This is a genomic window from Candidatus Pseudothioglobus singularis PS1 (genome assembly GCF_001281385.1).
Taxonomy (GTDB): Bacteria; Pseudomonadota; Gammaproteobacteria; order PS1; family Pseudothioglobaceae; genus Pseudothioglobus; species Pseudothioglobus singularis.
The window spans coordinates 1066547-1083889 of sequence record NZ_CP006911.1 but is presented as its reverse complement, the minus strand read 5'-3'; the positions used below and the strand labels follow the sequence as shown (position 1 = coordinate 1083889).

Below are 17343 nucleotides of genomic sequence, written 5' to 3'. Positions count from 1 at the left end.
CAATATAAACTAATGCTTAATGAATATTGAGTGTTAGTTTTATGGACAGTTATGATTATGTCATCGTTGGCGCTGGCTCTGCAGGGTGCGTTCTTGCCAATAAGCTTGGCGAAGACAAGGGGCATCGAATCTTAGTCTTGGAAGCAGGACCAATGGACTCCAACCTAATGATCCATATACCCGCTGGCGTCTATAAGGCTTATCGAAACCCAAAGACCAACTGGAACTACTTAACGGAGAATGAGCCAGAGCTCTTTAATCGAAAGGTTCCAATGCCAAGAGGTAAGGTGGTTGGCGGGTCATCCTCAATCAACTCAATGGTTTACATGCGCGGTCACCCGCTCGATTATGACCGATGGCAATCGGAGTGCGGATTAAAAGAGTGGTCTTATGATCAGTGCCTTCCTTATTTCAAAGAGGGCGAGAGTTCGGATCGTGGTGAAGATCAGTGGCGAGGGGGTAGCGGTAATCTTGGCGTCTCGAAGGGCTCTTTTGAAAACCCACTATTTGAGGCGTTTGAGGAGGCTGGGCGTCAGTCTGGACAGGGCTACTCTGAGGACCTTAATGGTTATAACCCTGAGGGCATCGCAAGGCTTGACGCCACAAGAAAGCACGGAAGAAGATGCAGCGCTGCTGTGGCGCATCTCAGGCCTGCCCTTGCAAGGGGGAACGTAACGCTTCTTACCAAATCTCAGGTTCTCAAAATTAATATGACCAATAACTCAGTAAGCGGAGTGACCTTTAAGCACAGAGGAGAGACACGCTCAATTAAGGCCAATAAAGAGGTCATACTCTCGGGCGGCGCTATTAACTCACCTCACCTACTGATGCTCTCTGGTATTGGTCCAGAAAAACACCTCAAAGAGCACGGTATTGATGTCAATGTTGATCTGCCTGGTGTCGGTCAAAACCTCCAAGACCATTCTTGCGTCATACTTCAATACGCCTGTAAAAAAAGTTTTCCAATTCACAAGGTCAATCAGCCGCATCGAAAGTTAGCAACAGGAATTAAGTGGGTCTTTACGAAAAAGGGGATTGGAGCTTCAAATATATGGGAGGCTGGCGGACTTATCAGAAGTAGCTCAAAGGTGGCATACCCCGATATTCAGTATCACTTTGGCCCAGTAGGCTTTGAATATGAAGACAATAAAATCTCTTTATTACAAGCCTTTGCCATTCATGTTGATCAGCTCAGGCCGAGGAGTAGGGGAGAGGTCACTCTGAAATCGGCAGACCCGCTCGAAAAACCATTAATGACCTTTAATTACTTGCAACATCCAGAAGACTTGGCCGAAATGTTATGCGGCGTCAAAAAGGCGCGTGAGCTTATCTCGCAGCAGGCATTTGATGAGTATCGGGGAGAGGAGTTAATACCTGGCCCTGAGGTTGAATCAGATGATGACTTGGTGAAGTTTATTAGAGATGTTGCGGAGACAGACTATCACCCAAGCTGCTCATGTGTGATGGGAAATAGCAAGATGGCGGTGGTTGATGAGCAGATGAAGGTTCATGGAGTTAAGAATCTTCGTGTGGTTGATGCGTCAGTGATGCCTCAAATTATATCAGGCAATTTAAATGCACCTACCCAAATGATAGCTGCTCGCGCTGCAGATATGATTTTAGGGAAGGAGCAACTTAGTCCTATAAAAGCGTCTTTTGCTTTTAATGACTAGCCTGTTATTTTTCATACTAAGATTGAACTGTCTAAAAATTTAGCGTTGCTAGTTTGCCTTTTTCTGGTTTTCCAGTTGATGTTCTTGGTATTTCATCAAGGAAGACGATATGCTTTGGAACCATAAAGCGTGCCATACGCTCTTTGCAATGCATAATTAAATCTTCACTTGTAAGCTGGGCATTATCTTTTTTAATGACAAATAATTTAATATCTTCCTCAGTCATTTCACCTGCTACTCCAATAACAGCACAGTCCTTTACATCTGGGTGCAACAACACGCCTTCTTCGATCTCATAAGCTGAAACCATTTCACCTTTGACGCGTATACGCTCACTGATTCTATGCATGAAATAGAACCTACCCTCATCATCCATTCGTCCAATATCGCCTGTATGAAACCAAAGATTCCTCCAACTTTTAAGAGTTCTCTCTGGCATGCCAAAATACCCGCTACTCATGACTCCAGGCTCTAAAGGTCGAACTACCATTTCTCCTGGCGTATTGGGAGGTAATGGGTCATCATTTTCATCGTGAATGGCCACTTCAAAATGAGGTAAAACTATCCCACCAGGGTGATCCCATTGAGGTGCAACTACCCATCCAGCATCTGTAGATCCGTAACCACCACCAGGAACTAAATGCAAATTAAACCGCGCATCAAAATCTTTTTTTGGAACGGGTGCTGGAGTACCCCAGCACCGAGTTACTTTGTGATCTTTTTCCTCTGGGCAGCTTGGATGTGCCCATAAAAGCTGCTGAACAGAGCCTAGCATCATGAACCAAGTAGCTCCATATTTTTTGGCTTCTAACCAAAAATTTGAAACACTAAAACGCTGACGCAGTATTACTCGACCCCCCGTCATAATGGTTGGAAGAATGTCATAGTAGGCAGGACCAATATGAGACAAAGGATAAAATGTATATACAGAATCTTTTATTGTAATCTTATTGGGTTCAATTAAGTTTTCTGCAGTTCTAACAGCGTATCGATGAGATAACAGGCATCCTTTTGACACTCCAGTCGTGCCTGATGTAAAAAGAATTGTTGCAATGTCGGTATCTTTTGCAAGTGAATCAATATGGTCTTGGCAATTTGAAAGTAAATCTTCAAAAAAAATGATTTGAAGTTCTGGGAATAATTTTTGCGCCTGATCAACTGAATCCAACATAATTAAACTTTCAATGTTTGTTATTGAGTCTCGAATTTGATCTAAAGCTTCAAGTTGAATTCCTGAGGTAAATAATAATTTTGACCCTGTTTGATTAATCATTCTAGCAAGAGATTCACCACGCATAGCTGGGTTTATCGATACCTCTATCGCGTTCGCTTTTTTTAGAGCATAAGTTAATGCGAGATATTGAGAGCTATTTTCAAGAAAAATATTAACATATTTTATTTTTTCAGGGAATTGTTCCAACAAACCGTTAGTAATTCGATTGGTAAGAACTTCAAACTCATTGTAAGTCAATGACTCACCAGTTTCAGCAATGACTAAGAATTGTCGTTCGGCAAATTTTTCAGCACATTCATGTAAAAGGTTTCCTAGTGTAATTCTGAGTGGCATAGGTGAGCCTTTAGATAGCCAGTGTATTTTGATACACAATAAATGTAATTATAAGTCAACTTAGAGCAAAGTCAAAACTTCATTTGATCTGGGAGTGCACGACTGATTGATGACTATTTTTTTTCGTAGTGGACCATATAATTCACACTGACATCGTCACCCAACTTATACTTTTTTGTAATTGGGTTGTAGGTCATTCCAATCATCGAGCTGATGGATAACTCAGATGACCTAGCCCACTCATCAATCTCGCTTGGACGAATAAACTTCTCATAGTTGTGGGTCCCTTTCGGCAGGAGATTCAGGACATATTCAGCGCCAACAATGGCAAAGAAGTATGACTTGGGGTTCCTGTTAATCGTTGAGAAGAAGACTTGGCCTTGTGGCTTCACTAATTTTGAGCAGGCCTCGATCACCAGTGATGGGTCAGGAACATGCTCTAACATTTCAAGGCACGCGATGACATCAAAAGATTCAGTTTCTTTTTCAGTTAAATCCTCGGCTGATATGGACTGGTAATCAATATCCAGACCAGACTCGAGGAGGTGAAGTTTAGCCACTTCAAGTCCTGCTTCAGCGAGATCAATTCCAACAACAGTAGCGCCTTCGAGTGCTAGAGACTCACTGAGTATTCCGCCGCCGCAACCGACATCTAGAATGCGCTTACCTTCGAGAGTGCCCCCGCACTGCTCTTTAATATAGTTAAGTCGAAGCGGATTAATATCATGAAGCGGTTTAAACTCTGAATTTCTATCCCACCAGCGCGCTGCTAGGGCTGCAAATTTATTTACCTCTTCGTGGTCAACGTTTGAATTCATAGCGCCTTTATAAAGTCGAGTACTTCTTCAGCGTGGCCATCCACCTTGACTTTATCCCACTGCTTGAGAATGTCTCCATCTGGACTAATAACGAAAGTCGATCTGACAATACCGATGTGCTCTTTTCCGTACATTTTTTTAAGCTTTAAAACATCAAACTGCTTACACAAAGACTCATCCTCGTCTGAGATTAGGTCGATTGTGTAGTTGAACTTCTTGATGAATTTATCGTGCGATGCAATTGAGTCTCTAGAGACGCCATAGATCACTGAATTATTTGCAGCAAAGTCTTCATTCAGCCTTGTAAAGTCGTTGCCTTCAATGGTGCACCCAGGGGTGTCATCCTTCGGATAAAAGTAGAGAACAATATTTCTTCCTTGGTCATCAGGAATGTTTACATTTAGATCACTTGTTGCGACACATGTAGTAGGGTTTACTTTATTCATATACGATATAATCTCATGGTTTTAATAAAAGCAGTCATTTTATCATTGATATGCAAAAAATCCGAAATTTTTCTATCATTGCGCACATCGATCATGGCAAGTCAACCATTGCCGATCGCTTCATTCAATTTTGCGGCGGACTTAGTGATCGGGAGATGTCTTCTCAGGTTCTTGATTCTATGGATATTGAGAAAGAGAGAGGCATCACGATTAAGTCACAGAGTGTATCCCTTGACTTTAACTCAAAGGATGGAGAAACCTATCATCTTAACTTTATTGATACTCCGGGGCACGTTGATTTTTCTTACGAGGTTTCAAGGTCGTTATCTGCCTGTGAGGGTGCTTTACTCATCGTCGATGCCTCTCAGGGGGTAGAAGCGCAAACCGTTGCCAATTGTTATACGGCGATGGATCAGGGCTTAGAAGTATTGGCCGTTCTCAATAAGATTGATCTTCCTGCTGCTGAGCCAGAGAGAGTGGTTGATGAGATTGAAGATGTGGTCGGCGTTGAGGCGCACGACGCGGTTCACGCGAGCGCCAAATCTGGCATCGGTATAGAGGAAATCCTTGAGCAGATAGTAGAGAAAATTCCTGCGCCAGAGGGTGATCTAGATGCCCCAATTAAGGCGCTCATTATTGATTCATGGTTTGATAATTATCTTGGCGTTGTCTCCTTAGTAAGAGTCATTGACGGAGAGATAAAACCCAAAACAAAAATTAAAATCTTCTCAAACAAGAACGAGCATCTCGTAGACGAAGTTGGTATTTTTACCCCTAAGAGAACAAAAACGGAAAGCTTAAAGGCTGGTGAAGTTGGCTTCTTAATTGCGAGCATCAAAAACATTGATGGCGCTCCAGTAGGCGATACAATAACAGGAAGCAAGAATCCTGTTGATGTTCCTCTTGAGGGATTTAAACCGGTTCAACCAAGAGTCTTTGCCGGCTTATTTCCGACCTCGGGTGAGGACTATGAAAAATTCAGAGATGCGCTAGCAAAACTGCGATTGAATGACGCAGCACTTCAGTACGAGCCAGAAAACTCTGATGCCCTCGGATTTGGATTTAGAATTGGTTTCTTGGGCCTTCTTCATATGGAGATTGTTCAAGAGAGACTTGAACGTGAATATGACCTCGATCTAATTACGACTGCTCCGACTGTAATCTATGAGATTCTAGATACCAAGGGGAACGTTTCTAGAATTGATAGTCCTTCAAAGCTGCCACCACCGCAAACCATTGCTGAGTTCAGGGAGCCAATCATCACAGCAAATATACTGGTAACGAATGAGTATGTTGGGCCTGTCATCAGTCTCTGTGTAGAAAAAAGAGGCGTACAAAAGAGCATCAACTATATGGGAAGGCAAGTCTCGATTGTCTATGAGTTACCTCTGAATGAGGTCGTTCTAGATTTTTTTGATAAGCTGAAATCAGTCTCACGCGGATTTGCCTCGATGGACTACCAATTTGAGCGCTACCAAGCCTCTGACTTAATTCGCCTTGATATTCTTATTAATAATGAAGGCGTTGACGCCTTAGCGCTCATTATCCACAGAGACAACTCGGTCTATAAAGGCCGTGAGATTGCTGAAAAAATGAAAGAGCTTATTCCAAGACAGATGTTTGACGTCGCCATTCAGGCTTGTATTGGTGTTAAGATCATCTCTAGAACCAATGTCAAAGCGCTCAGAAAAAATGTGACTGCTAAGTGTTACGGCGGTGACATCACCCGAAAAAGAAAGCTACTTGAAAAGCAGAAGAAAGGTAAGAAGAGAATGCGCTCAATTGGAAGGGTAGATATTCCGCAAGAAGCGTTTCTTGCCGTCCTTCATATCGACTAAAGAATCTCCTCCAGCTTTTTGAACCAGTCAGTGTGATTTTTTGCGCAGACGAGTGTTGGCTCGATTTCAGGAGTTTCCATAGTGCTTCCAAGAGGCGCCATCATCCAGCCCCTTGCAGGAGAGAATCTTGGCGACCTTGAGCCACACTTTTTACAAAAGGCGTTTCCAAAAGTATTGGGCTTTTCCATCACATACTCATGCACCATCTCTTTGCCCGAAAGCCATTTAAACTGCTCAGCCTTCACAAACAAATTGGTCGCAAATGCTGCGCCAGTTGCCTTTCTGCAGCGTGAGCACTGACACATGCCAAAAAATTCGTAGGGACCTGATAGCTGCCAGGAGACCTCACCACATAGACACTCACCCTTTAATGTTTTGTGCGTTTTCATAAGGCTAACATTATGCTGCTAAAAACTCTATAAAGAACTTCGTACCAAAATAAGATAAGACGAGAACCGCGAAGGCAACCTGGGTCGATAAGACAATGAGCTTTCCTCTCCATCCAAAGATCATGTGGCCAAATAAAATGACAGCAAAACCGATCCAAGCCATGACTGATAAGATTGTTTTGTAGGTCAGCTGCTGGGTGAAGAAATCAGAAATATAAAGGTAACCCGATATTAATGAGAGTGTAAGCAGTAAAAAACCCATCTTTAGCGTCTGATAGAGAAAGTCTTCCATGGTTTGAAGTGCTGGAAGTTTGTCTACAAAGGTGTTGAAGTTATGTTCGTGCAGCAGGCGCTCCTGAATACTCAAAAGGATTGATTGACCAACCGCAAGAGCTAGAAGGGCATAGGCTCCGATTGATAAAAAAACATGCGCAGCAATCGAAATAGAAAGGAGCTTTCCTTCACTTCCAGGAAGCAAAAAGGAGACAATCACAGCTATAGCGCTGAGTGGGTATACCAGCATTCCCAAAGAGTGAATCGGTTTTGTGAAGGATGTTAGAAACAATAACGTTGCTACAACCCATGCTACAAAAGAAACACTCACAGTGAGCCCAAAAAAAACGCCGTTATGTTGCCACATTTCAAACAGTATGTATCCGTGCGAGGAGACAGCGACTAAGAGCATTAAATTGACGACTAATCGATGTTGGCTTGTCACTGTGTCTAGCAGAAAATAGCGAGTCAGAAGAAGCCCAGCGAGCAAATAAGCAATAAATGGTAGAGTGTGTAGTAAAGGCATCTCTAGCTTTGTCTTTGCAAAAGATTATATAATACGATATTTCAAAGAGCTAGAAAGCAATGTTTGATAATTTAACAGATCGTCTATCCAATAGTTTTAAGGCCCTTCAAGGCAAAAATAAATTATCTGAAGGCAACATTAAAGAGGCTATTCGTGAAGTCAGACGATCCCTTCTTGAGGCCGATGTAGCGCTTGATGTCATTAAGTATTTCATTGAACGTGTTCAAACCAAAGCGGTGGGTCTTAAGGTAGGTGAAGGACTCAGCCCATCCCAAGCCTTTGTCAAGCTAGTCGAGTCGGAGTTAACTGATGTTATTGGTGGTCAAACCGAATCCTTAAACCTCTCAACTCAGCCACCAGCCGTAGTCATGGTTGCGGGTCTTCAGGGTTCTGGTAAGACAACGTCCATTGCAAAGCTTGCTAGGTTCCTTAAAGAGGAGCAAAAAAAGAAAGTACTTGTTGTAAGTGCAGATGTCTACAGGCCTGCAGCGATAGAACAGTTGAAAGTTCTTGCAGAGCAGATCGATGTTGATTTTTTCCCATCAACGATTGATGACAAGCCTGAAAAAATAGTCAGTGATGCTAAAAAGCAAGCCCAATCTCAGTTTCACGATGTACTCTTAGTCGATACCGCAGGCAGACTTGCGATTGATGAGCAGATGATGTCAGAGATCCAATTACTTCAAAAGAAAGTCAATCCGATTGAAACACTATTCGTTGTTGATTCAATGACCGGTCAAGATGCTGCTCATACTGCAAAAGCATTCTCAGATAAACTCCCATTGACGGGCGTCATCCTCACGAAGACGGATGGTGATGCCAGAGGTGGTGCGGCGCTTTCAGTGAGACACATCACCGGCAAGCCTATTAAATTTATGGGTGTGGGTGAGAAAACGGATGCTCTAGAACCTTTTCATCCAGATAGGATTGTTTCTCGAATACTTGGAATGGGAGATGTCCTTTCTCTTGTTGATGAAATTTCTAAGAAGGTTGATCACAAGAAAGCCCAAAAAAATGTCCAAAAAATGGCAAAAGGCCGATTTGATCTTGATGATATGAGAGATCAGTTGATGCAGATGCAGGAGATGGGCGGAATGGGCGCTTTGATGGATAAACTTCCTGGAATGGGGCAAATTCCGCAAAGCGTTAAAAATCAGGTGATTGGTGACTCTGAGAGCTCCAGAATGATTGCTATTATTAATTCAATGACGCCTAAAGAAAGAAACCACGTCAATTTAATTAAAGGTTCCCGCAAAAAGAGAATTGCGAATGGCTCTGGGACCGATGTTCAGCATGTCAATAAATTATTGAAGCAGTTCGAAAAGATGCAAAAAACAATGAAAAAGATGAAGGGCGGTAAGATGAAAAAGATGATGCAGCAGATGGGCGATATGCAGGGGCAGGGCGGTATGCCTGATATGTCAAAGATGCCTGGCTTTGGTAATAAGAAATTTCCTTTCTAGCTCAAATTTATTCTGAAAATAAGAGCGCATAGAGAATAGAAAATGAAAGATTTATTAGAAGCAGTTCATTTGTATTTTGAAGGAATTCATGAGTGTGATGTATCTAAATTGAAAGAAGTTTTTCACCCTGAATCAAGTCTTTTTGATGCAGATAATGGAAATATTTTTGTAGAAACAATTGATAGTTTTTTAGAAGATCTTTCAATGAGAACTTCGCCGGCAAGTGTTGGACAAATCATGAAATCAGAAGTACTAATGATTGATTACTTATCTCCTATTAGTTCTTCAGTGAAAATTAGAATCCAAACACACAAGAATGTTTTTGTTGATCATTTAGCATTTGTTAAAGGTCAGAATGGCTGGAAGATTGTTTCAAAGGTTTGGCATTTAGAAAAAGAAGAAAAAGAATAGAAAACAAATACTGAACTATTAAGAAATCAAGGGTAAGGCTAGAATTATTTTTGTTGATGCATCTTGTAGTTTATCGTTTTTGATATAAAATTCGACAAATTGTTTAGCCTAGTGAATCGATGAAACTAAATCTCAGAATCTTAACATTTCTATTGATAGGCCTCTTTTCAATGTTCTCTTCGGTATCTTATGCCGACGAGTCGCCTGAATCGGTCCAGCTTACCTTGGCAGTTACTGCAGATGACAGGATCAATTTAACAGCTGTCAAGATGGTTGAAAAAGGTTTGAATGCTTATGAAGCTATTAAGCAGTTAGTTGTTGTAGGAGTGAAAGATACAAGCTATGGTCCACAAATCATGTCTATGGGCGGAGTTGAGGCTATTGAAAATACCTATTGGGCTTTATATGTGAACGGCTCGATGTCGATGGTTGGAGCGCAAGATGTGATTCTTTTAGACGACACATTTATTCGCTTGAATATGGAAGACTTTTAAGATATTATTGTTTCAAATTTAATGGAGAGAAATGATGGACAATCAAGATTATAAACTTAACTCAGGTTTTAGTTATTTAGTTATTTTGGCAGTCTTAATTGCCCTAGGTGTTGCAGGAAGACTGCTTCCGCATCCACCAAACTTTACGCCAATGGCGGCGATTGCACTTTTTGCAGGCTTCATTTTCGTTAAGAGATATATGGCCGTTGTTGCTGTAGTGGTAACAATGCTTCTATGTGATTACTTTGCCTTTGGAACATTGTCTGCAGAATGGTTTGGCTCTAAGTCCATGTTTGTTGTTTATTTGGCATTACTGTTTCCAATTGTATTTAAGAGCTTTCTTCAAAAAAAGCTAGGTGTCTTAAGAATAGCGGGTGCGGCTCTTGCGAGCTCAAGCGTGTTCTTTATAGCAACCAATTTTGCAGTTTGGGCGTTCTCTCCGATGTACGCAAAAACATTTGAAGGCTTAGTTCTTTGCTATACGATGGCGATTCCTTTTTTCCAAAACACAATTGCTGGAGATCTCATCTGGTCAGGCGCAATTTTTGGATCTTACTTGGCTTTGCGTAACTACTCAAATTTGCAAATTTTCAATCAGAAAGATTCTTTAATTTTTAATTAAAGTTTTTTGTTTTGATCAATTATTTTTTAAATTGATCAAATTGATGCTATGAGTAATCATTTAAAAGGACTCTTAATGACTATCTTTGCGGTAGTCATCCTCAGCCCTGATTCAGTTTTAATTAGATTAGTCGAGGATGCATCCCCTGATGTTGATAGTTGGACGGTGCTTTTTTGGAGAGGCGCTTTATATGCAGTTGGAGTCTCGACACTGGTCTTTTTAAAGTATCGCTCCAAGACCATATCAGAATTCAAAAATATTGGAAAGGGTGGCTTGTTAATTGGTTTCTTTTCAGGCATTAGTACAGGAACCTTTGTCTTTGCTATTGTCTACACATCGATTGCAAATGCTCTCGTTATTATCAGTACGGGCCCCATCATGATTGCAATTGTGGCGTGGGTCTTGCTTAGAGAGAAGTCAAGCCTGGTGACCTGGATTGCAATGGTTATTGTTTTTATTGGAATTTATATTGTGATGAGTGGCAGTGTTGGTGGTAAGAGCCTTGTGGGTGACTTTTTCGCTCTTATCACTGCTGTGATGATGGGCTTTACCTTTACGCTGACTAGAAAATATAAAGACATCAATATGGTTCCTGTGAATGCCATTGGCGGTCTCATTGCAGCAATAATAGCTGTTTTTATGGCCAATACAATAGCGATCCCCAAAGAAGTAGTTTCTTACATTATTGCAATGGGCGTAATACTTTCAATCTCCTTTAGTTTAATTACCATTGCGCCAAGGTATATGCCTGCTGCTGAAGTTGGAATGATTATGCCTTTAGAGACTGTTCTGGGTTCGTTGATTGCTTGGTATATCATTAAAGAGGAGCCAACAATGAATGCTCTCATTGGAGGCTCTATCGTTATTGTTACCTTATTCTTGCATTCCTGGTATAGCACTAAGCAAGCTCATAAACTTGAAAAAATCTAGGGACTGTTAGATGTCTGCTCACTTAAAAGGCATGTTGATGGCTTTTCTTGGTGTTTTTATATTAACACCTGATGGCGTCTTAATTCGTTTAGCTGATGCAGACAGCTGGTCAATTATTTTTTGGCGTGGCTTTTTTTTCGCAATTGGCGTTCTTATTATTCTTTTGATGACTTCAGGCTCCAAAGCTGTTGATGAATTTAAGCAAATAGGTAAAGACGGCATATTCATTGGCATCCTTACAGGCCTTGGAAGTGTGACATTTGTGTTTTCAATTCAACACACTACAATAGCCAGTACGCTCATTATTGTGAGCATCATGCCAATGATGATTGCGGTTATTTCATGGCTCATTCTAAGAGAAAAGTCAGGAATTTTTACTTGGATTTCAATGGTTATTGTTGTCATTGGAATTTATATTGTGATGAGCGGAGAGACTAAGGGTTCAAATCTCTATGGAAATCTACTGGCATTTCTTTCTGTAACTTTAGGTGCGACTGGTTTTACTCTTATAAGAAAAAATAAAAATATAAGTATGATTCCTGCTATGGGTATTAATGGGCTCGTTCAGTCGGTGGTTGCCTTGGTTTTTATTGAAGCAGTGATATTGAGCTTTGATGCTATGATCTATATTTTTGCAATGGGCGTAATGCAGGCTTTATCATTTAGTTTGATTACAAGTGCGGGCAGGTATATCCCGGCAACCGAAGTAGGAATGTTTATGCCGTTAGGGGCAATTTTTGGAATTGTAGCTGGATGGTTAATCATTAGTGAAGAGCCTTCAAGTAGTGCATTAATTGGTGGCTTTATAGTGCTATTAACATTATTTATACATTCTTGGTATTCCAATAATCTGGATAAAGGTTAGTAATAAATAGAATGATAGGTCATTTATTTTTGACTAAAATGCATGACTGCTTAACATTCAATTCTTTAACTAAGACTAATGATAAAAAATAAAGTAATTAGGGCCGATCTCATTATGCTTCTTGCAGCAGCAATATGGGGATTTGCATTTGTTGCGCAGCGAGAAGGCATGGAGACGATGGGTCCATTTCTTTTTAATGCTGCTAGATTCTTTATAGGCTCAGCTGTTTTATTTCCATTGGTCTGGTATCTGTCAAAGAAAAATAAGACTCCTACAAACAAGGAAACATCAACTAAGAAATTATTAATTGCAGGCACAATTGCTGGATTATTTTTATTTTTAGCTTCAAGTTTTCAGCAAGTTGGAATTCAGTATACAACTGCTGGAAAAGCCGGTTTTATAACTGGTTTGTACATTTTTTTTGTACCACTGATTGGCATCTTTTTTGGTCAAAGAACTGGCTCTGGAACTTGGTTGGGTGCATTTATAGCAGTCATAGGGCTCTATCTTCTAAGTATCAATGATGACTTTAGTATTGCACGCGGTGATTTGCTTCAGCTTATATGCGCTGTTTTCTTTGCTGCACATATTTTAGTCGTGGGCTATGTTGCTAAAAGAATGGATCCTTTAAAGCTTTCCCTGATTCAATATGTTGTTTCGGGCGTTTTGAGTTTCTTTATTGCAATTGCTATCGAAGTGATCACTTGGCAGATGATTGTCGATACTGCAATTCCACTGCTTTATGCTGGAGTTATGTCAATTGGGGTTGGATATACGCTTCAGGTTGTTGCTCAGCAGCACGCTAAATCATCTCACGCCGCTATCATATTGGGATTAGAGGGAGCTTTTGCAGTTCTTGGTGGCTGGCTCATATTAGATGAAAACCTATCAATGAAAGGTCTTATCGGTTGTGGATTAATGCTTTCTGGAATGTTCTTATCTCAGTTATTGCCTCGTTTAAGCCTTAAAAAAAGCTAATCTAAGAAAAACTATTTCTCATGGTATGATTAGCCAGCTTCTTTGTGTTTAATACAATAGTGGAAATTGATGAATATTATCGATCTTCAAAACATAACGGTATTTCAAGGAAGAAATAAGGTCCTTGATAATTTCTCTTTAACGATTGACGAAAGTCAAAGCACTGTCATTCTAGGTCCAAATGGCTCTGGCAAAACAACCCTCCTTAAGCTCTTAAATCGAGAACTTTACATCGTTGAAGATCCAAAGAGCAGTCTTAAGATTTTTGAAAAAGACAAGTGGAATGTTGACGACCTGAGATCAAACCTTGGCGTCGTCTCCCAGCACCTTCAGCATGGTTATTCTGAGTGTGCAATTGGTTTGTATGTTGTTCTCTCTGGTTTTTATTCGAGCGACGGGATATGGCAGCACCAAAAATTTGAAGATGAGAAATTAAATCGAGCCCAAGAGGTGATGGATCTATTGTCTATATTTGATTTGCAAGATAGAGCATTCTCTTCGATGTCTACAGGAGAGCAACGAAAATTCTTGCTTGCAAGATCTCTAGTCAATGATCCTGCCGTATTAGTGTTCGATGAGCCTACAAGTGGCCTAGATATGAGTACCTGTTTTCAGTATCTTGAAATCATAAGAGAGCTCATCAGTATGGGCAAAAAAGTGGTCTTGGTAACGCATCATGTTCATGAAATACCGCCCGAGGTAACCAGAGTCATTCTTTTAAAAGAGGGTGAAATTATCGACGATGGCAACAAGGATGAAATTTTAACGAATGCTAACCTGACCAACCTTTTTGACTGGCCAATCAAGGTCATTAAAGAAAACGGTTATTACCAAGCAATGCCTGGCTAGCTACTCTTTGTCTGTTCGATAAAGAGCCGATAGCGCATGCGCCTGAAGGCCTTCACCATAAGCCAGCGTTGAAGCAGTCTTACCAAGTTTATTAGCACCATCTTTTGAAACCATAATGATGCTAGACCTCTTTGTAAAGTCATAGACTCCAAGCGGCGATGAAAATCTTGCAGTACTTGATGTTGGAAGAACATGGTTTGTTCCGGCGCAATAATCTCCGAGTGCTTCAGAAGAGTACTGGCCCATAAAGATTGCACCAGCATGTTTGATTTGATCAACAATACCCTCAGGGTCCTCGACTGAAAGCTCAAGGTGCTCTGGCGCTATGCTATTGGAGATTTGTATCGCCTCAGCAATGTCTTTAGTAAGAATGAGAGCACCTCTATTCTTCAGTGAAGATCTAATGATTTCTGCTCGATCCATTGAAGGAAGAAGCTTTTTAATACTCTCTTCAACCTGACTTATAAAATCTTTGTCTGGACATAGAAGGATTGCCTGAGCATCCTCATCATGCTCAGCCTGCGAGAAAAGGTCCATTGCAATCCAGTCTGGGTTCGTTGAACCATCACAAATAATCAGTATTTCTGAAGGGCCCGCGATCATATCAATGCCGACCTGACCAAAAACGTGTCTCTTTGCTGAGGCCACATAGATATTTCCCGGGCCAACAATCTTATCTACTTTGGGTACTGTCTCAGTTCCATAAGCGAGTGCTGCGATGGCTTGAGCGCCTCCAATTGTAAATACAAGGTCAACCTCAGCGACATAAGCGGCAGCTAAAACAAGCTCATTAATAATCCCTTTGGGTGTTGGAACAACCATGACGAGCTCTTTAACGCCGGCTACTTTTGCCGGTATAGCGTTCATAAGGACAGAAGATGGATAGGCAGCTTTTCCTCCAGGAACGTAGAGACCAGCTCGCTCTAATGGAATAATTTTTTGACCTAAAACGGTTCCATCCTCTTCAGTATAGCTCCATGACTCTTGAATTTGCTTTTGGTGATAAGACCTGATGCGATCAGCTGCTAAAGAGAGTGCTGTTTTTTGCTCCTCATCTAAATTATCAAAGGACTCTTTAAGTCTCTCTTTTGAGATAACGAGCTCAGAAATAGATCCCGCATAGACAGAGTCAAACTTTTGAGTGTAATCTAAAACAGATTGGTCACCATTTTTGATAACGTCACCAATAATTGTTTTAACTGTGCTGTTTATCTCTTCATTGGAAGATTGATCCCAAGACGTTAATGCTTTGAGCTGAGCAGTGAAATTTTGATCCTTAGAGGACAACTTATTAATCATAAGTTTTGCTTTATTTTTTGGATCCATAGCTTAATTTCTTTGTGTTTTGTGTTGAAAGCAGCAGAGTTCACAATGAGTCTAGAGCTGATTTTTTGTATTAATGCAATCGGAACTAAATTATTTGCCTTTAAAGTGTTTCCAGTATCTACAAGATCAACGATGCAGTCTGATAGTCCAACAATAGGCGCAAGCTCCATAGCACCGTATAGCTTAATGACTTCAACCTGTTTGCCTTGCCTATAAAAATACTCTTTTGCTGATTTGACATACTTTGTCGCAACCTTCAGAGTGCTCTTATTTAAGTCTTGATCTTTTTTAGAGGCAACCATGAGTCTGCATTTAGAGATATTTAAATCTAGCAACTCAAAAATTCCATTTGCACCATGCTCTAACAAGACATCTTTTCCAGCAATACCAAAGTCAGCAGCCCCGTGCTGAACAAAAACAGGGACATCACTCGCCCTAATCACAATCACTTTAACGTCATTAAGATTAGTATCTAGAATTAATTTTCTACTCTCCAGCTCACTCTTTGAAATGCTGATTCCAGCCTTCTCAAGAAGAGGCAGAGTTTGGTCTAATATACGACCTTTCGATAGTGCAATCGTTAACATAGTTATTATCTAGTTGTTTTGTTATTCTAGTGCTGAACGCGTTCAATATCTGCACCTAGCATTTTAAATTTTTCTTCAATCATCTCATAGCCACGATCAAGATGATAGACGCGCTCGATTGTTGTAGACCCTTGAGCAGCTAGTCCAGCCAATACTAGACTGGCAGAAGCTCTAAGGTCTGTAGCCATCAAATTTGCGCCAGACAAAGATTTTACCCCTTTACAAACCACTGTGTTGCCTTCTAGTTTGAGGTTGGCTCCCATACGACTTAGCTCAGGAACGTGCATAAAGCGATTTTCAAAGATCGTTTCTGTAATGGTGCTGCTTCCCTCAGCAATTGAATTAAGCGCCATGAATTGGGCCTGCATATCGGTTGGAAAGTTGGGATACGCGCTCGTTCGAATATTGACAGGATAAGGCCTTTTTCCTTTCATATCAAGCTTAATAGAGTTTTGATTGGTTTGAATATCTGCACCAGTTTCAATCAGTTTACCTATAACAGCGCGCATGGCATCTGGTTCAATATTGTTGACCGTAATTTTACCGCCTGTTATAGCCGCTGCAACGAGGTAAGTGCCAGCTTCGATTCGATCTGGGCAAATAGCATATTCTACGCCGCTTAAAATATCAACACCTTCAATCACAAGAGTCGAGGTATTCTCACCTGAAATTTTTGCGCCCATTTTTTTAAGGCAGCGAATAAGATCGGTTACCTCAGGTTCTTGCGCAGCATTATTAATTGTAGTAATGCCTTTAGCAAGAGAGGCCGCCATAACTATATTTTCAGTAGCTGTTACAGATATTAGATCAAAATTTATTTGAGCGCCAACGAGACCTTTAGTAGAAGCATAAATATAGCCATTTTTAACCTCAATCGTTGCACCCATTTTTTCTAAAGCATCAAGGTGAAGGTTGACTGGACGCGTTCCAATAGCGCAGCCTCCAGGGAGAGATATCTTCGCTTTCTTGTATTTTGCAAGCATGGGTCCAAGAGTTAAAATTGATGCTCTCATGGTTTTAACGAGTGAGTATTCAGCGGTCAAATTAGTGAGTGCTGAAGAGTCAATAAATATCGATCCATCCTCTTCCAAAACAAAGTTTGACCCCATATCCATGAGCAGCCTCAGAGTAGTTGAAACATCACTAAGCTGAGGAGTGTTAGAAAGTTTTAGTGGTTCATCAGCAAGAATCGATGAAAAAAAGATAGGTAATGTTGCATTTTTTGAGCCAGAGGTTTTAATACTACCCTTTAAGGGAGTGCCTCCATTGATAACTAATTTATACATTT

18 protein-coding genes are annotated in these 17343 nt (G+C 40.8%); 10 read left to right on the top strand and 8 right to left on the bottom strand.

The window, feature by feature from the left end; translation table 11 throughout:
* Nucleotides 1-41: 41 nt before the first annotated feature.
* The gene (locus tag W908_RS05520; RefSeq protein WP_053820278.1) at nt 42-1673 is read left to right on the top strand and encodes a GMC family oxidoreductase; all 1632 of its coding nucleotides are present in this window, start codon (nt 42-44) and stop codon (nt 1671-1673) included.
* Between the two features lie 31 nt (nt 1674-1704).
* Here W908_RS05520 and W908_RS05515 read toward each other — a convergent pair whose 3' ends face one another.
* From W908_RS05515 to W908_RS05505, 3 genes are all read right to left on the bottom strand, one after another.
* Nucleotides 1705-3240, bottom strand: a complete 1536-nt coding sequence (locus W908_RS05515) for an AMP-binding protein (RefSeq protein WP_053820277.1) — start codon at nt 3238-3240, stop codon at nt 1705-1707.
* A 113-nt stretch (nt 3241-3353) separates the two neighbouring features.
* Nucleotides 3354-4058, bottom strand: coding sequence for a bifunctional 2-polyprenyl-6-hydroxyphenol methylase/3-demethylubiquinol 3-O-methyltransferase UbiG (gene ubiG, locus W908_RS05510; protein WP_053820276.1), 705 nt, complete (start codon nt 4056-4058; stop codon nt 3354-3356).
* Nucleotides 4055-4504 carry a peroxiredoxin gene (locus W908_RS05505; RefSeq protein WP_053820275.1) on the bottom strand — a complete coding sequence of 150 codons (450 nt, stop codon included), beginning with the start codon at nt 4502-4504 and terminating at the stop codon, nt 4055-4057. Before W908_RS05505 ends, ubiG begins: the two co-directional genes overlap by 4 nt.
* Nucleotides 4505-4554: 50 nt before the next feature.
* On the opposite strand from W908_RS05505, the gene lepA reads away from it, so the two are divergent.
* Nucleotides 4555-6342, top strand: coding sequence for a translation elongation factor 4 (lepA, locus tag W908_RS05500; RefSeq protein ID WP_053820274.1), 1788 nt, complete (start codon nt 4555-4557; stop codon nt 6340-6342).
* On the opposite strand, the gene W908_RS05495 is transcribed toward lepA, so the two are convergent.
* Nucleotides 6339-6731, bottom strand: a complete 393-nt coding sequence (locus W908_RS05495) for a GFA family protein (protein ID WP_053820273.1) — start codon at nt 6729-6731, stop codon at nt 6339-6341. The genes lepA and W908_RS05495 overlap by 4 nt on opposite strands.
* 10 nt (nt 6732-6741) lie before the next feature.
* Nucleotides 6742-7530 (bottom strand): cytochrome C assembly family protein, encoded by a 789-nt coding sequence (locus tag W908_RS05490; RefSeq protein WP_053820272.1) that lies wholly within the window; start codon nt 7528-7530, stop codon nt 6742-6744.
* Nucleotides 7531-7589: 59 nt separating this feature from the next.
* Between W908_RS05490 and ffh the strand changes: the two genes are divergently transcribed.
* The 8 genes from ffh to W908_RS05450 all read left to right on the top strand — a co-directional run bounded on the left by ffh (nt 7590) and on the right by W908_RS05450 (nt 14142).
* The gene (gene ffh / locus W908_RS05485; RefSeq protein ID WP_053820271.1) at nt 7590-8993 is read left to right on the top strand and encodes a signal recognition particle protein; all 1404 of its coding nucleotides are present in this window, start codon (nt 7590-7592) and stop codon (nt 8991-8993) included.
* 42 nt (nt 8994-9035) lie between these two features.
* The gene (locus W908_RS05480; protein ID WP_053820270.1) at nt 9036-9404 is read left to right on the top strand and encodes a nuclear transport factor 2 family protein; all 369 of its coding nucleotides are present in this window, start codon (nt 9036-9038) and stop codon (nt 9402-9404) included.
* Between the two features lie 119 nt (nt 9405-9523).
* Nucleotides 9524-9898 carry a DUF4430 domain-containing protein gene (locus tag W908_RS05475; protein WP_053820269.1) on the top strand — a complete coding sequence of 125 codons (375 nt, stop codon included), beginning with the start codon at nt 9524-9526 and terminating at the stop codon, nt 9896-9898.
* A gap of 34 nt (nt 9899-9932) precedes the next feature.
* On the top strand, nt 9933-10520 hold the full coding sequence (locus W908_RS05470) for a DUF6580 family putative transport protein (protein WP_053820268.1): 588 nt from the start codon (nt 9933-9935) through the stop codon (nt 10518-10520).
* Nucleotides 10521-10568: 48 nt separating this feature from the next.
* Complete coding sequence (locus W908_RS05465; RefSeq protein WP_053820267.1) at nt 10569-11450, top strand: DMT family transporter; 882 nt, start codon at nt 10569-10571, stop codon at nt 11448-11450.
* A 10-nt stretch (nt 11451-11460) separates the two neighbouring features.
* Nucleotides 11461-12315: a DMT family transporter gene (locus tag W908_RS05460; RefSeq protein WP_053820266.1), complete on the top strand. Its 855-nt coding sequence runs from the start codon at nt 11461-11463 to the stop codon at nt 12313-12315.
* A 78-nt stretch (nt 12316-12393) separates the two neighbouring features.
* Nucleotides 12394-13293, top strand: coding sequence for a DMT family transporter (locus tag W908_RS05455; protein WP_082345017.1), 900 nt, complete (start codon nt 12394-12396; stop codon nt 13291-13293).
* Nucleotides 13294-13362: 69 nt separating this feature from the next.
* The gene (locus tag W908_RS05450; protein ID WP_053820265.1) at nt 13363-14142 is read left to right on the top strand and encodes an ABC transporter ATP-binding protein; all 780 of its coding nucleotides are present in this window, start codon (nt 13363-13365) and stop codon (nt 14140-14142) included.
* Here the strand turns inward: W908_RS05450 and hisD are convergent, their stop codons facing one another.
* Genes hisD through murA form a run of 3 tightly spaced genes read right to left on the bottom strand, consistent with a single transcriptional unit; the run spans nt 14143 to nt 17341 of the window.
* Complete coding sequence (gene hisD / locus W908_RS05445; protein WP_053820264.1) at nt 14143-15468, bottom strand: histidinol dehydrogenase; 1326 nt, start codon at nt 15466-15468, stop codon at nt 14143-14145.
* Complete coding sequence (gene hisG, locus W908_RS05440; protein ID WP_053820263.1) at nt 15438-16055, bottom strand: ATP phosphoribosyltransferase; 618 nt, start codon at nt 16053-16055, stop codon at nt 15438-15440. Before hisG ends, hisD begins: the two co-directional genes overlap by 31 nt.
* A 26-nt stretch (nt 16056-16081) precedes the next feature.
* Entirely contained in the window at nt 16082-17341 is a 1260-nt protein-coding gene (murA, locus tag W908_RS05435; protein WP_053820262.1) for a UDP-N-acetylglucosamine 1-carboxyvinyltransferase, read from the bottom strand.
* Nucleotides 17342-17343 lie beyond the last annotated feature (2 nt).

What these genes read in the sequence shown, in the direction of transcription:
- ffh (WP_053820271.1), top strand. Translation starts at nt 7,590, where the DNA reads ATGTTTGATAATTTAACAGATCGTCTATCCAATAGTTTTAAGGCCCTT.
- W908_RS05470 (WP_053820268.1), top strand. Translation starts at nt 9,933, where the DNA reads ATGGACAATCAAGATTATAAACTTAACTCAGGTTTTAGTTATTTAGTT.
- W908_RS05475 (WP_053820269.1), top strand. Translation starts at nt 9,524, where the DNA reads ATGAAACTAAATCTCAGAATCTTAACATTTCTATTGATAGGCCTCTTT.
- W908_RS05455 (WP_082345017.1), top strand. Translation starts at nt 12,394, where the DNA reads ATGATAAAAAATAAAGTAATTAGGGCCGATCTCATTATGCTTCTTGCA.
- W908_RS05480 (WP_053820270.1), top strand. Translation starts at nt 9,036, where the DNA reads ATGAAAGATTTATTAGAAGCAGTTCATTTGTATTTTGAAGGAATTCAT.
- W908_RS05495 (WP_053820273.1), bottom strand. Translation starts at nt 6,731, where the DNA reads ATGAAAACGCACAAAACATTAAAGGGTGAGTGTCTATGTGGTGAGGTC.
- W908_RS05490 (WP_053820272.1), bottom strand. Translation starts at nt 7,530, where the DNA reads ATGCCTTTACTACACACTCTACCATTTATTGCTTATTTGCTCGCTGGG.
- hisD (WP_053820264.1), bottom strand. Translation starts at nt 15,468, where the DNA reads ATGGATCCAAAAAATAAAGCAAAACTTATGATTAATAAGTTGTCCTCT.
- murA (WP_053820262.1), bottom strand. Translation starts at nt 17,341, where the DNA reads ATGTATAAATTAGTTATCAATGGAGGCACTCCCTTAAAGGGTAGTATT.
- lepA (WP_053820274.1), top strand. Translation starts at nt 4,555, where the DNA reads ATGCAAAAAATCCGAAATTTTTCTATCATTGCGCACATCGATCATGGC.
- W908_RS05505 (WP_053820275.1), bottom strand. Translation starts at nt 4,504, where the DNA reads ATGAATAAAGTAAACCCTACTACATGTGTCGCAACAAGTGATCTAAAT.
- W908_RS05450 (WP_053820265.1), top strand. Translation starts at nt 13,363, where the DNA reads ATGAATATTATCGATCTTCAAAACATAACGGTATTTCAAGGAAGAAAT.
- W908_RS05460 (WP_053820266.1), top strand. Translation starts at nt 11,461, where the DNA reads ATGTCTGCTCACTTAAAAGGCATGTTGATGGCTTTTCTTGGTGTTTTT.
- W908_RS05520 (WP_053820278.1), top strand. Translation starts at nt 42, where the DNA reads ATGGACAGTTATGATTATGTCATCGTTGGCGCTGGCTCTGCAGGGTGC.
- ubiG (WP_053820276.1), bottom strand. Translation starts at nt 4,058, where the DNA reads ATGAATTCAAACGTTGACCACGAAGAGGTAAATAAATTTGCAGCCCTA.
- W908_RS05515 (WP_053820277.1), bottom strand. Translation starts at nt 3,240, where the DNA reads ATGCCACTCAGAATTACACTAGGAAACCTTTTACATGAATGTGCTGAA.
- W908_RS05465 (WP_053820267.1), top strand. Translation starts at nt 10,569, where the DNA reads ATGAGTAATCATTTAAAAGGACTCTTAATGACTATCTTTGCGGTAGTC.
- hisG (WP_053820263.1), bottom strand. Translation starts at nt 16,055, where the DNA reads ATGTTAACGATTGCACTATCGAAAGGTCGTATATTAGACCAAACTCTG.